Genomic DNA, 13,994 nt, shown 5'->3' on the forward strand with positions numbered 1-13,994 from the left:
GGTCTCCGGAGCTCGGCCTTGATGTAACCTGGCTGAGAAACACCAGGTAACATCAATTTCACGATGCCCATCAAGTCGCCTCTGTTGCGCTCACATGGTGCGGTGTCCGACATGAATGGGACGGACTGGCAGCATAGGATGATGACCTACCAACATTTGAATCACTGGACTATTCATTTAATTGGTCGTGAAAAATCACCAACAAACTCATTAGGAGTTGGTCAGCCACTACCGTAAACAATCGCTACAAGCGAGAGCCGGAAGCTCTTCAATGACTGACTGGCTAGAAAGACCAGCTTCACTTTCTTCGACTTAAAACCTAGGTTGATCAATTACTCGGTATAGCAGCCATTAATGCCCCCATACTTGTCCGACCAAGACCGTCTCAGCCGATAAGGAGGTCAGAATCGGGCTCAGTCGCCTCGTTTCTGTTGGCCGGGGTCCTTTCCCGGGCTACAGAAAGGCCGAGCTTCAAGACTTAGGCGCTTTCCCTAAGGCTTGAAGTCGTGCCGGCAACGTTCCAGCCCGATTCTGGCCGACTGATAGGCGCTGATCTACGTACTAGTCATTGTTTTGAACCGTCGGGTGCGCGGTGAACCAAGCGTCCATGTCAGCGATGCGCTGGAGGCGCAGGCTGGGCAGCCCGCTGCGCGAGACGCCGTGGAAGCTCTGCGGGTAACGGATGAAGTCGGCGTCGACGCCCGCCCGTTTGACCGCCGTGAAGTACTCTTCCGACTGACTGATCGGGCAGCGCATGTCCCACTCCCCGTGCAGCAACCGCACCGGCGTGGTGACCTGCGGCGCGTAGGCCAACGGCGACTGTTTCCAGTAAGAGGCCAGCCCACCCTCATCGAAGAGGTCGCTGCCCAGTTCCACGGGATTGAACCGGAAACCGATATCGCTGGTCCCAAACAGGCTGATCCAGTTGGTGACCGACCGTTGTGAGACCGCCGCCGCGAACCGGTGGGTGTGGCCGATCGTCCACAGCGTCATGAAGCCCCCGTAGGACCCGCCGGCAATGTACTGCCGGTCGGCGTCGAGCTCGGGGAAGTGGGCCAGCGCGTAATCCAGGCCGCTCATCACGTCGGTAAAGTCGCCCTCGCCGTAGTGGCCGTTGACCGCATTTTCAAAGTCCTGGCCGTAACTGGTCGACCCCCGCGGATTCACGAAGACCACCCCGTAGCCTAACGCCGCGTGGACCTGGAATTCGTAGAAGAAGGCCTCACCATAGTTGGCGTGGGGTCCCCCATGGACGTACAGCAGGACGGGCGTGCGCGGCGCCGTCGTCTGGGCGGGCAGGTACCACCCTTCTAAAGCTTGCCCATCCGCCGCCTGGTAATCAAAGTGTTGTGGTTGGGCGAAATGGTGGGTCTGCTCGTAGGCCGCGTTGGGATCGTACACCAGCCGCTCCTGCCCGTCGGCGACCGTCACCGTGACCAGCGCACTCGGCAGCGTTTGCCGGGAGACCGCCAGCACCAATTTATCGGGCGTCACCACGTCGAAGTCGACGATCTGTTGGGCGGTATCGTCGACCAGGTGGACGCCGGCCAAGCCGCCCACGTAGACCTGACTATGGGCGTGAAAGGCGGCTAAGACGGCCACCTGATCGTTATCCAGCCACTTGACCAGCTTGCCGCCGACCTGTTGGGTAAAGTCCCCGGCCAAATCGGGCACCAGGTCGGCCGCCAAATCCGGCGTGCAGTCGGTCAATTGACCGCTGGCCAGGTCGGCGATGTAAAGGTCCGAGACCGTCTGACTGCCAAACTGACCGTCGTTGCCGACCAGGGCCACCAGGGTCCCGTCCGGTGACAGGGTCGCATCGGCGAACTGCCCCTGTGCCAAGCTGGCCGTCACATGCGTGATTGCCCCCGTTTGCACGTTAAGACAATAGGCCCCATGGGCGAAGTCCCGGTCGTTGGCCGGTTGGTCGTCCTGCAGGTAGGTCACCAGGGTCCCGTCGGCACTCACCGAGGTCAGCGTGAAGTCGTAGGCCTGCTGGAAGATCTCTTCCACCGCGCCCGTGGCCGGCACGAACCGCCGCAAGCGGTAGGTCACTCGCTGGGGCAGCCAGCCGTAGCCATCGGCCTTGTTGATCAGCCGCGTGACGTGACGGGTCACGGGGAACTGTTCCGTGTTCGGTAATTTCGGTTTTTCGGTCGTTTCCGTGGTCTTAAAGTAGAGGCTTTGGCCATCCCGCGCCGCCAAAACGGTGTTGACCGCTTCGCCGGGCGTCACGATGGTCTCGGCCTTGCCGCCAGCTAAGGGTTGTTGGGTCAGCTGCGCCGGTTGGTCGCCGACCTTCGCCGCAAAGTAGACCGTGGTGGCCGTGACCGCCGGCTGAACGTTCAGGTCGCCCACCGTGGCTACGACCCGCTGGTGCCCCTGGTCATCGACGCTGTTGAGCTGCGCGCGGTAACCGTTGGCCGCTTCATCGACCCGGTTCTCGACATAGAAATACTGACCAGCCGCCGCTAACGGCTGGGAAAGAGAGGTTAATCGGAATAAATCACGTGCACTAACGCCTGTTGACATCCACATCGCTTCCATTTCGTTTTTTCTCATTGTTTTCTCACAAAGTGATTATCCCTATCCTAGCCGTTCGCCCCGACCCTGTCAATCGAAATTCGCGGGCCCTAAATTCCCCATTATTTCCCGGAAAGTTAGTCGGTCAGTGAGTTTTCAAAGCCACTCTCTGTGGTTTTGACACAATATGTAGAATGAGACCGATTTTTTATCTTTTCTTATCTATATGTAGTTGTAATTTCGTCAGATTCATCGTACCATAGATGTATACTCATTTGATCAGTTAATCGGTTTTTGGACCGAGATGCTGGGTCAAACCCATAGGAGGGGTGGAACGATGGACGTTATTCGCAGATCTTCAGCTACTATGTATCCGGGCGGTCTCACCGTGGAGACCCCTACAGGAGCCCACGTTGCGTTTGATTCCGCACGCATCCATCGTGACCTGACCAACCTCACCAATGATCCGACCGTGGTCCACCGGGTAGAAAGCCTGGTCGTTGCCCAATTAGCGGGATTTGATGTCGTTGCGACGGGCACGATCGAAGCCACGGTCGCCGAGACGTTAGCCCAGTTAGGCTACCATCAGATGGCCCAACAGTACCAACGGTAAACCACGTTTCGTGGTGTTCACTTTAGCCAATCCATTAAAAATGGCCCCGGGAAGCACTTCCCAGGGCCATTTCGTTTATTTGAACCATGATTAGAATTGAATTTGAGAACGCGGTATCAGCGCTTCACGCCGGCGAGCAAGATGGTCGTGGTGGGCACGACTCCGGAGCCCACAGGAAACGTGGTCTCCAGAGCTCGGCCTTGATGTAGGCCGGGAAAGAACCCCGACCAACGTCAATTTCACCACGACCATCAAGTCGCCTCTGTTCCGCTCATGTAGCTAACAACCGCCACAAGCAGCCTAAGGTGGCAACGTCATTCGCTAGGCAGCCTATTGACACTAACTATTCCGATTTAATTACTGTAGCCAACTCATTTCCTCAAAAGGCTCCGCTATTCCAGTTTCCATAACATTGTGGTCGGACAGCCGACCGCATCGGCCGTTCCATTCCAGTTACCACGTTCCCATTTTTTCATTAAGTAAACAAACCAAGGGACGCAAAAAAACCGATCAGCACTCCCCCGAGAACTGACCGATTTTTATTATGAGCTTAATTGAGACTCCAAGTGATGAAGTTCTGCGGTCCGCACTTCACGTGGTAAGAACCGCCGAATCTCCTCTTCGTTGTACCCGACTTCCAAACGCTTGTCATCAAAGATGATTGGCCGCTTGATCAGGTCTGGGTACTTAACGACCAAGTCAACTAATTGACTGACCGATAAGCTATCCAGGTCAACGTGCAACTGCTTGAAGATGTTCGACCGAGTCGAAATGATGTCCTCGCTCCCATTTTCAGTTAAGCGTAAAATCTGCTTAACTTCGGCAGCGTTCAACGGCTTCGACTTGATATTCCGTTCTTGGAACGCGATATCGTGGTCCTTCAACCATGCCCGTGCCTTACGACTGGATGCACTACTTGGTGCAATATACAGATTAATCATATCTCAGCACTTCCTTATCGTTGGATTGAGTTAACGATAGAAAACAACAACTAGTTCCGGTAATGGGCCATTTCAACAGTTAAATGAACCATCTAGTAGAACCAACTTATATGTTACCACAATTGAATGAATAATCAACCTTTTTTGGAAAGTTTCTAAATTATAATTGCGTCAATTTTGGCAGTTAGTTGGTTCAAAAAACAATTGATTTGTTTACAACTAAATTTGTGATTTCGGGTAAAAAGAGCGGGCAAAGGCCGTTCTAATCCCTTCACAAAGTTGCTTTGTTCAATCTATCAACCATGGGGCTTTTCGCCAGCCGGCCATATTCGCAGACCAAAAAGATGGCAACGGTTTCTTGAATGAATATTCATATGTTTTGTGTTTTTATTCATGCAAGCAACCACTTTCACCCCGTAAACCCTTGCACACTCCCAGCAGAGTGGCTAAACATTCGGTTGAGTCCTCAAATAAAACAGGGGTTAACGGTGTTGCTTTGCCCACAAGAAGCGTAAACTAAAAGCGCACTTATTCCCCGGCGTCCCCTTGTGAACGCCGTTAAGGAGGCTGTTACCTTGGAAATTTTCTACGCCGTCGTGCTCCTCATGGTCGCGACCATCGTAGCCAACCTGGTCTACCCGATCTTTCCCCGGATTCCCCAGGCGTTTTACCAGATCTTTGCGGGGGCCGTGCTGTCACTGGTCCCCTACTTCCACCACTTCATGCTGGAGCCCGAGATGTTCATGCTCATCATCATTGCGCCCCTCATGTTCCATGATGGTCAAAATACCGACACCCATTCACTGCGCCGGCACATCCCGTCCATCGTCTCCATGGCCATCACGTTGGCCATCCTGACCGTGATCCTGATGGGCTACCTGACCCGCAGCATCCTCCCGGTGTTGCCGTTGGCCCTGGCCTTCGCATTGGCCGCCATCGTCACGCCGACCGATGCGGTGGCCGTGTCCTCGATCACCACCAACCTGGCCGTTCCCGAAAAGGTCATGAGCATGCTGGAACGCGAATCGCTGTTCAACGACGCATCCGGCCTGGTCGCCTTTAGCCTGGCCCTGACCGCCTTTTCGACCGGGACCTTCTCGGTACGCTTCGGGATCACCCACTTTCTGGTGGTCTTCTTGGGCGGGCTGCTGATTGGGCTGGTCCTGGGCGCCATCATCACCTGGGGCCGGATCGTGATGGTCCAGCAGGGGCTTGATTCCGTCAGCGTGATCATCCCCTACGACGTCCTCACGCCCTTCTTCATCTACCTGGTCGCCGAGCACTTCGAGCTGTCCGGGATTCTGGCCGTGGTGGCCGCTGGGCTGTTGCGGAGCAGCGCGCTGACCCAGATTCGGCTCTCCAGTACCCAGATGCAGCTGGTCAGCCGGTCGACTTGGCAGATCCTGACCAGCCTGTTAAACGGCTTCGTCTTCGTCCTCCTGGGCGTGTCGCTGCCGACCGTCTGGCAAAATATCGTGGCCGACGACACCAAGTCGATTCCCCTTTACGTCCTCTTGGGCGCGGTCCTGTACGCCGTAATGTTTCTCTTACGGTACCTCTGGGTGCGCCTCGACTGGGCCCGGATTCACTCCCAGCCCAAGGACCGGCGCCATTACGGCGTCATTGGCGCGCTGTCCGGGATCCACGGGACCATTACCCTGGCCATGGCCTTCTCCCTGCCGCTCACGCTGAACGGCCACGCCTTTCCCTTCCGTAACACCATGATCTTCATCGCCGCCGTGGTGATCATCATCAGCCTCCTGATGCCGAGCCTGATCCTCCCGCTGATCCTGCCCAATAAGGAACAGCCGGTCGATCCCGCCATGGCCGCCCAGGAGCGGAAAAAGCTGGTGGCCTACGCCGCTGACCGGTTGGTGGCCGAACAGACGGATGACCCGACCGCGACCCAGTCCGTGGTGGCCATCCTGACCAGCCAAAGCAACAACTACTTCCCGGATCGCCAGGTCGTCCGCGACATTATGACGGCCGCCAACAACCTCGAAATCAGCAGTATCCAACAGATGGCCGACGACGGGGTGGTCACCCAGGCCTACGCCAACCGCTACGTGCGGGGCTTGGTCCGGAAGATGCGGCGGGATAACCACTTCTCGCTGACCGGAATGGGCGCCTGGTGGAAGTTCCTATTACACCGGGCCAGCCACCGCGTGCTGTTTGGCCGCAACGGCCGGCGCCGCACTCAACGGGAGATTCGTAAGAAGTACCAACACCTGACTCCCGAACAGCGTCAAGCGCTCCAGCAAAAGCGCCAAGACGACCACACGGGCATTTGGGAAGCTTACCGCGCCATGGAAAATCAGGGCTACACCGACGTCATGGCTTACCTGACGAAGATCTCCACCGTTGAGAACCAGTCGGAGGTCAATTCGGTGCGAAACTTCTACAACGTCCGGCACCGGCGCTTGGACCGGCACAAGACCAACCGTCACGAAAACGAGTTGTTCATTCAAGCGTTCCAGTACGAGTACACCTATGTCAGCCAACAACGCGCGGCCCAGACGATTCCGCCGGCCCTGGCCGATGAGCTCTACCAGCAGATTTCCACCGACCAGATGCTCTACATGCAAACGGTCACGCAGACGGATAATGACTAGGTTCCTAATTGGCGAGGACTGCCGCACCGGGACGGCGGCTCCATTTCCCCGAGGTGGGCACGATTCCGAAGCCTCGCCCAGCCCGCGAGTTTCCGGAACTCGGCCTGATTGTAAGCCAGCAAAAGACGCTGACTAACAATCATTTCACCACGGGGAAAAACGCCGCCGTCACAGTGCTAAATGGGCCATTACCATTTCGTTTGTTGGCTGCTTGACAACCACTGTCTTCAGGAACCAACCTTCATCGTCTCAATAATCGGCCCACACGAGGCCGTTAGCCTGTTCTCCGGATGAACGTTTGGTGCCATCTCGTATGGTAGAAGGTCAGAGTTAGGCACAACTAATACCAACTACTATTAATATCGGCCAGAATTGTCGACTGTCACCCAACGATGGCTCAGTTCATGATGGCGTTTTAACCAGTTAAGTTGTCAATCCGCCGCGTTAAGTTGCCACGAATTGCTAATCTCAGCGGAACAGAGGCAACTTGATGGTCGTGGTGAAATTGATGTTGGTCGGGGTATTTTCCCGGTCTACATCAAGGCCGAGCTTCGGAGACCTGTGGGTTTCAGGGCTTCGAAGTCGTGCCCACCACGACCATCTTGCTCGCCGGCGTGGAGCGGTAGTGACCCCCTATCAGCACCGGTTTACCCGCTTCCGTTTTCACAAGTTAATCCTGTTGCCCCTTAATTTTTCGAGTCCGTCACATTTTCTTCACAATTTAGCGGTATAGTAAAACCATAACTTACGAATTTGAATGAATAAGTTACGAAATTTTACTCCTCCAAAGTAATTGTTACCGGGCAAAGAGTCATTGCATAAATGCCCGTGTATCGCGTAATTTACGCTTTTCAAAGAACGACGATCGTCATCCTGGTTGGTGGCATCGTCGTTTTTTGTTAGAATTTTCCTCATAATCAGGCAAAAAAAGCCATCAAAAATTTACACTTCCCGCAAACTAGCTTATAATTTCTTTTAACACGTGATACATTCAGCGTTTTCGGTCCACCGGCTGACACCGGCCGAAATAGCGCCAGTAAGACGTCATTGGAGGGTGAACACATCATGAAGTTGACAATTTTATCAACCAGCGATACACACGGGTACGTCTTTCCCACGAACTACGTGAAGAAGGGCAGTCACCAGGGGTTTGGGCTGGCGCGCGCGGCAACCGTCTTGGCCCGCGAGCAGGCGGCCGCCGAAGGCCCGGTTGTCACGATTGAAAACGGTGATTTTCTCGAAGGTTCTCCGCTGGCCTACTACGTCGCCCGGGTCCAAGCCGCCCGCGACCCCGAACCGTTAATGAACATTTACAACCAGATCGATTACGATTGCGGCATTTTGGGCAATCATGAATTTAATTATGGCCAGGCCTACCTACAAGCGGCGATTCACGACGCGCGCCGGCAGATCCTCTGCGCCAACATTCTCGACCATAACGGTGACCCCGAATATGGTCGGCCCTACACCATCCTGGAAAAGGACGGCCTGAAGATCGGCGTCCTCGGCCTGACGACCCAAGCCGTCTATAAATGGGAAAAAGCGACCAACATCGACGGCCTGCAATTCGAGTCGGCCTACATCGCCGCCAAGAAGTACGTTCCCATTCTGCGGAAGCTCGCGGACGTGGTCGTGGTCTGTTACCACGGCGGCTTTGAGCGCGACCTAGCGACCGGCGAGCCCAACGACATCCACGTGGGCGAAAACGAAGCCTACCACATGTTACAGGACATTCCGGGCATCGACGCCCTGGTGACCGGTCACCAACACCGCCAAATCGCGACCAGCGTCTTCGACACGCCGATCACTCAACCCGGCTTCCGGGGACAGGCCATCGGGAAGATCACCCTGGACCTGCACCGCGATGCGGACGGTCAGGTGACCGTGACCAACTACGACACCGCCCTGGTCTCCGCGGCGGATGCGCCGTTGGACGAAAAGGTCATCGACGCGGCGACCGGCCTGAACAATCAGGTCGCCCACTGGTTGGACCAACCGCTGGGCCACATCAACGGGGACATGACCTTTACCGACCCCGAAGACGCGCGCCGGCACGAAACGCCCTACATTGAATTTATTCAACGGGTCCAGATGGCGACCATGGGGGCGGACATCTCGGCCACGGCCCTCTTCAGTAACGAGGCACGCGGTTTCGAGAATCCCATCACCATGCGCAACATCATGACCAACTACGTTTACCCCAACGGGCTGTCGCTTCTGAACATCACCGGGGCCGACTTGCGGGCCGCCCTAGAGGTCAGTGCCCGCTACTTCAGCATTATCGACGGGAAAATCGGGGTCAATCCGGCCTTTATCCATCCGAAACACCGGCAGTACAATTACGACATGTACGAAGGCATCGACTACCGGCTGAACATCGCCCAACCGATGGGCCACCGGGTCGAGAACCTGACCTACCACGGTCAACCGGTCCGCGACGACCAGCCGCTGCGCATCGTCTTGAACCAGTACCGCGCGGTCGGCGGCGGCCACTACGGCATGTTCGGCGCCAACAAGATCATTGCGGAGAGCCAAAGTGCAATGAGCGAGCTGATTGCCGACTACCTGCAGGCCCACCCCGTCGTGGATGCGACCACTAACCAAAACTTCAGCGTGGTCAACGAACCACGGGAATCCTAAACCAGCACCACTAATTAACCAATTAACGAAGTGCCCCATGGACCCTAACCAGCGCGTTAGGAGCCATGGGGCACTTTTTTTGGCAACATAGTGCTAGCTGGCGCACCGTTCTGTCGGCTTTATTTCCCCGAGGTGGGCACGATTCCGAAACCTCGCCAAGCCCGCGAGTTTCCGGAACTCGGCCTGATTGTAAGCCAGCAAAAGACGCTGGCTAACAATCATTTCACCACGGGGAAAACGCCGACGCCACGGTGCTGGATGGTCGATAACAATGACGCTGGGGACAAACCCGGCACCAATTATGTGAAAGGGGCGATTTCAACTAACATCTTAATCGTTCGCTTGAACAACCGGCCCACGCCAAGTTCATCCGGCGATTATCCCGAAACAAGACGACTAATCCCGATTATGACTGACTAAGTAGGCAATGACAATTTGGCCTAGCCACAGTCATTAGGCGGCTTCACACCAAGTAAGGCTTACCCGATTCAATGTCACCGGTTAATTCATGCTGACCTCTAAACGGTCAACGCAACCCCGTTGAACTGCCATTCATGACTAACGTTAGCGCAACAGAGGCGACTTGATGGTCGTGGTGAAATTGATGTTGGTCGGGGTATTTTCCCGGCCTACATCAAGGCCGAGCTCTAGAGACTCGTGATTTTCGAGGCTCTGGAGTCGTGCCCACCACGACCATCTTGCTCGCCGGCGTGGAGCGGCCATCCCCACCAATCAGAATAATTTTCTGGACAGTTATTCCTAAAAAAATCCAGCAAAAAACCGGCTCCCCCCCAAGGAGAACCGGTCATCCTGCGTTAAGAAGCGGCGTTGGCCGCCTTTTTCTTTTTCTTCTTCTTTTTCTTTTCGTCGCCCACGTACTCGACCGCCGTGAGCTTGCGAATCGTGGTGATCCGAATCTTGCCGGGATAGGTCAGTTCCTTCTCGACCTGCTGGGCCACTTCCTGCGTCAGGTTGGCCGCCGCGTGGTCGTCCAGCGTCTGCGGGTTGACGATGATCCGTAACTCCCGCCCCGCTTGGATGGCGTAGCTTTCCGTCACCCCGTCGCGGTCGTTGGCAATCTTCTCCAAGGACCGCAGCCGGTTGATGTAATCCTCGACCGATTCGCTCCGGGCCCCTTGACGCGCCCCCGAAATGGCATCGGCCGCCGCGACCAGCGCCGAAATCGGCGAGGTCTTCTCCACGTCCCCGTGGTGCGCGGCAATCGCATTGATGACGATGGGGTCTTCCCCGTACTTCTCGGCAAACTCGGTCCCAATCTCCACGTGGGTGCCCTCGACTTCGTGGTCAATGGACTTCCCTAAATCGTGGAGCAGGCCGGCCCGCCGCGCTAAGCGGGCGTCGTAGCCCAGCCGGGCCGCCATGGCACCGGCCAGCTGCGAGACCTCAATCGAATGTTGTAACACGTTTTGGCCGTAGCTGGTCCGGTACTTGAGCCGGCCAATCAGCTTCATCAGGTCGGGGTGCATCCAGCCCACGTGCAAGCGGCTGACCGCCTGCTCGCCGACTTCCCAGAGACTGTGGTTGACGTCCCGTTGCGCATTTTCCACCTGCGTCTCGATCTGGTTGGCGGAGATCCGCCGACTGGCAATCAGGTTGGTCAGCGCCGTACGGGCCACTTCCCGGCGAATCGGGTCGTGAGTGCTGATGAACAGCGTGGAGTTGTCGTCCGGCACGAAGATCAGGTCGGTCCCGGTCAGCGTCTCCAGCAAGCGAATGTGCTGGCCGTCGCGGCCGATAATCTTGCTGCGGACCTCGCCGTTGGGCACGGTGACCGTGTGCTCGAGGTGTTCCTTGGGCAGGTCTTGCGGCCCACTCTCGGTCGCCGCTAAGACCACGTCCTTGGCCCACTTCTCCGCGTTGGCCTCGGCGTCATCGTTGAGCGCCTTGACCTCGATATCGCGGTCGCGTTTTAACGCCAAATCGGTGTCCTGTAAGACCACCTCTTCGGCTTCCTTGGTCGACATCGCCGCCTGTTCCGCCAACGTGGTGACCCGCTTGTCCCGCAAGGCGGTGGCTTGGTCGCGTAAGTCGTGGATCTTCTGGCGTTGCTGGTGGTTCGTCTGACTGCGTTCGTCTAATAAGCTGGTCTGGTCGTCTAAACGGACGGCCATCTGGTTCAACAATTGTTCGCGTTGCTGCCGGCGTTGTTCCCGCACGGCAATGTCGCTTTTTTGTTCGGTCAATTCATCCTTGACGGACTGTTGATACGCTAAGGTCTCGCGCCGACTTTTCGCCTGTAACGTCGCAATCTTCTGCTTCGTCTGGGCGGTCGCGTTCTCGATGATCTGCCGGGCTTGCGCCTGCACGGTCATCAATTTCTGAATGTGTCGGTGACGCCGGACGAGGTACCCCAGGATCAGTCCAATCACGAGTAGACCGATAATCAATCCGGTTACTAACAAAATAATGTCTCCTTAATTGGCCCCCGGAAAAGGTCCCGGGTGGTTGGTCAGGTTTCTCGTTAATTATACGCCACTTCGGGCCGCAACCCAACTGTTCAAACGGTGGGTTTGTCCATCGCGTTCGGCGTGAACAGCAGGAACAGCAAAATCAGCTTGATGGCGCTGGCCACCCACAACACCGTCACCGTGGCAAACTTGGCCATCCCGGCGCCCAGGCCACAGCCCAGCAGGAAGGTCGCCAGGACTAACGCGATGCGGTGCTGCTTCTTGCGCGCCGCCGGGTCCCGGTCGAACCAGGCCTTAAACGAATTGGTCGCCAGGTTCTTGGTGTTCCCGGTCATGATGCCGTTATTGATGGCGATGCCGCCGACCTGCCGAAAAATCGTCAGTTCGTAGCCGGCCACGATGCCCAGGAAGAAGATCAGCCACATGGTCGGCAGCGTATTCTGAAGTGCCGACAGGATGACGTAGACCACCACGTCGAAGAACATCAGCCAGCGCAGTTGCCGGCGTTTATTGCCCTGCCCGACGTGTTCGCTCAGTCCCTGAGCGACGAAGCACCCCAGGAAGTAGCCCACCCAGACGGGCACGTTGACCCAGGCGGCCGACCAGCCGTGTTCGACGAACTTGACCGCAAAGACCACCAGGTTCCCCGTTTGGGCGCTCACGAAGATGGCACCGTGATTCAAAAAGGTATCGGCGTCGATCATCCCCATCACGATGGTGGCCCCCAGGGTCAGAATCGTTTCCATCATCGGGCGAAATTGTTTCGTCCCCACTTGATCCATCCGAAACATCTCCTATCAGCCCGGCCCACTGACCGGGAAAATCATCCAATAGTGTTCCTTCTTGTCAATTCCCGTCAGTGTAGCCGCGGTCACCGTAAGGTCTTGGGACCGAATGACTGCTTCTCTATCCGATCAATTCCCTACTTCACGTACTCCGCCAAGAAGGCCTTGACCTTAGCCGCATAGGTCTTGGGGCTGTGGCTGTACGACGCGGCGTGCTTGGCGCCCGGGACCACCAGCAATTGCTTCGGCCCCGCGTCCGCGCGGTAGACCTGGTAGACCATCTTGGTCGGCACGAAGGTGTCCGCGCCCCCGTGAATGAACAGCATCGGCTTGTGATTCTTCTTGACCGCGCTCAAAGCGTCGGCCTGTTTGAAGCTAAAGCCGGCCTTCAGCTTGGTCACGGCACTGGTCAGCGGCACCATCGGCCAGTACGGCAGGTTGTACATCTGCTTGGCCTGGTAGCGGATCTCCGCGTCGGCCGTGGTGTACCCGCAGTCCTCGATGTAGGCCTTGAGTTGCGTCGGCGTCTTCTGCCCGCTGGCCATCATGGTCGTGGCGCCCCCCATGGAGACCCCGAACAGGACGATTTGCGACTGCTTGCCCTGGCGCGCGATGACTTGGTTGATCCATTTAAGATAATCGCGGCTTTCGAAGTAACCGTAGCTCATGGCCTGACCGCCACTCTGCCCCTGGGCCCGGTCATCGGGCACCAGCACGTTGTAGCCGAGCTGGTGGAACAGGCCGGCATAGCCGCCCATCTGTTCCTTGCTGGAGGCGAAGCCGTGGACCAAGACCACCGTCTTTTTCGTGGCCTTGGCGGCGGGCACGTAGTCGGCGACCAATTTAAAATGAGCGTCGGCCGCTTTTTCGGTCCAGCGGTACTTGTGCGCCGTCTGGAACCAGTGTTTCTGGGTGTATAACGGGTCGCTGGTCTTCAAGACCGTGGGGGCCCCAATGAAGCTCTTTTTCCCCCGGGCGACCGTTAAGTTATAAAAATACAGACTGGCGCCGATCAGCGCCACGATGACCAAGACCACCAGGGTTCCCAACCCCAGTAGCCAGTGCTTTTGTCGTTTACTCATTTCTTTTCCCCCTATAAATGCCTTAGGTTCAGTATACGAAGTTCGTCCCGCCAACGCAATCGTTAAGAAATTTGCTATAATATAGCCAACTTATGGTGAGTTAAGGGGCATATCCCCCGACCGACGAGGAAGCAGGTCAGGAGTGTGTTCAGCTGGAGGGCCAGGCAAAAATGGGCTCAGGGGTGAAATTTGTCTAAGTCGGCGGTTTTCAGCCGGCTTAGACAAAGGTCGGTCTGCGAGACCTGGGCTACGGGCTCGCAGCCGCGCCCACCCCGTTCCAGCCCAATTTTTGCCTGGCCCGGAAGCGACTTCTGGTTCATCCCCCTCACCATCATCACATTTTTCACGCTTAGAAAGGCGGTTTTGCCC

Annotated in this window: 8 protein-coding genes; 3 read left to right on the forward strand and 5 right to left on the reverse strand. The window is 56.5% G+C overall.

The annotated features are described in order from the left end of the window. Nucleotides 1-561: 561 nt before the first annotated feature. A complete protein-coding gene (locus FD37_RS08070) occupies nt 562-2,532 on the reverse strand; it encodes a S9 family peptidase (RefSeq protein ID WP_056964681.1) in 1,971 nt (656 codons plus the stop codon). 328 nt (nt 2,533-2,860) lie between these two features. Here FD37_RS08070 and FD37_RS08075 point away from each other — a divergent pair, with 328 nt between their 5' ends. Next, entirely contained in the window at nt 2,861-3,136 is a 276-nt protein-coding gene (locus tag FD37_RS08075; protein ID WP_045806253.1) for a hypothetical protein, read from the forward strand. Nucleotides 3,137-3,678: 542 nt separating this feature from the next. Here the strand turns inward: FD37_RS08075 and spx are convergent. Next, a complete protein-coding gene (spx, locus tag FD37_RS08080; RefSeq protein WP_045806251.1) occupies nt 3,679-4,077 on the reverse strand; it encodes a transcriptional regulator Spx in 399 nt (132 codons plus the stop codon). 575 nt (nt 4,078-4,652) lie between these two features. Between spx and FD37_RS08085 the strand changes: the two genes are divergently transcribed. Then, nucleotides 4,653-6,689, forward strand: coding sequence for a cation:proton antiporter (locus FD37_RS08085; protein ID WP_147007787.1), 2,037 nt, complete (start codon nt 4,653-4,655; stop codon nt 6,687-6,689). Between the two features lie 1,065 nt (nt 6,690-7,754). After that, entirely contained in the window at nt 7,755-9,329 is a 1,575-nt protein-coding gene (locus tag FD37_RS08090) for a bifunctional metallophosphatase/5'-nucleotidase (protein WP_045806249.1), read from the forward strand. Nucleotides 9,330-10,144: 815 nt separating this feature from the next. Here FD37_RS08090 and rny read toward each other — a convergent pair. The 3 genes from rny to FD37_RS08105 form a co-directional block, all read right to left on the reverse strand. Then, nucleotides 10,145-11,752 (reverse strand): ribonuclease Y, encoded by a 1,608-nt coding sequence (gene rny / locus FD37_RS08095; protein WP_056964682.1) that lies wholly within the window; start codon nt 11,750-11,752, stop codon nt 10,145-10,147. Nucleotides 11,753-11,847: 95 nt separating this feature from the next. Then, nucleotides 11,848-12,540, reverse strand: coding sequence for a YoaK family protein (locus FD37_RS08100; RefSeq protein ID WP_147007784.1), 693 nt, complete (start codon nt 12,538-12,540; stop codon nt 11,848-11,850). Nucleotides 12,541-12,680: 140 nt separating this feature from the next. Then, entirely contained in the window at nt 12,681-13,625 is a 945-nt protein-coding gene (locus FD37_RS08105; protein WP_056964684.1) for an alpha/beta hydrolase, read from the reverse strand. Nucleotides 13,626-13,994 lie beyond the last annotated feature (369 nt).

The organism is Levilactobacillus spicheri DSM 15429 (genome assembly GCF_001435095.1).
GTDB lineage: Bacteria > Bacillota > Bacilli > Lactobacillales > Lactobacillaceae > Levilactobacillus > Levilactobacillus spicheri.

Excerpts from the sequence above, each read along its gene's own strand:
- FD37_RS08100 (WP_147007784.1), bottom strand. The coding sequence starts at position 12,540 with ATGGATCAAGTGGGGACGAAACAATTTCGCCCGATGATGGAAACGATT.
- FD37_RS08105 (WP_056964684.1), bottom strand. The coding sequence starts at position 13,625 with ATGAGTAAACGACAAAAGCACTGGCTACTGGGGTTGGGAACCCTGGTG.
- spx (WP_045806251.1), bottom strand. The coding sequence starts at position 4,077 with ATGATTAATCTGTATATTGCACCAAGTAGTGCATCCAGTCGTAAGGCA.
- FD37_RS08090 (WP_045806249.1), top strand. The coding sequence starts at position 7,755 with ATGAAGTTGACAATTTTATCAACCAGCGATACACACGGGTACGTCTTT.
- FD37_RS08070 (WP_056964681.1), bottom strand. The coding sequence starts at position 2,532 with ATGTCAACAGGCGTTAGTGCACGTGATTTATTCCGATTAACCTCTCTT.
- FD37_RS08075 (WP_045806253.1), top strand. The coding sequence starts at position 2,861 with ATGGACGTTATTCGCAGATCTTCAGCTACTATGTATCCGGGCGGTCTC.